The sequence below is a fragment of the Mesorhizobium sp. M7A.F.Ca.US.014.04.1.1 genome, assembly GCF_003998745.1.
GTDB classification, from domain to species: domain Bacteria; phylum Pseudomonadota; class Alphaproteobacteria; order Rhizobiales; family Rhizobiaceae; genus Mesorhizobium; species Mesorhizobium ciceri.
Map to the genome: position 1 here is coordinate 1 of NZ_RZRW01001522.1, position 393 is coordinate 393.

At 62.6% G+C, this 393-nt stretch carries 1 pseudogene; it reads right to left on the reverse strand.

The features are described 5' to 3' along the window. A pseudogene (locus tag EOA22_RS37430) lies at positions 1-354 on the reverse strand (peptidase domain-containing ABC transporter); the annotation flags it as partial. Between the last annotated feature and the right edge of the window lie 39 nt (positions 355-393).

The window sequence follows — 393 nt, forward strand, 5'->3', positions numbered from 1 at the left end:
GGTCAGATCACGGAAACTGATCTCGCCAACGAGCTTCGGTCTCAGACCTGTGGCATTCGAACTGCTTTCCAGGGGCCGGTTGAGGACGGATCCTGCCTCGCTGATTGCCGCCCCTACCTCCTCGAAGTCCTCGACCAGTCGAGCAAGACCGACGAGAGGCTGTGCGACGCGTTGGGCGATCATCATGAATGCGAACAAGCTGCCGACCATGTAGCCAGACGTGTCGCTCATCGCGAGATAAGCTCCGATCAGCATGGTGCCGAGGACCATCGCACGCTCGATTGGCGTGACAAGCGTCTGCGGCCAGTTGGCAAGCTGCCCGAAGGCAAGGCGCGCCCTGCCCGCTTCCGCCACCCGCTCGTCCCAAAGCGCCCTGCGTTGCGGTTCGAGACC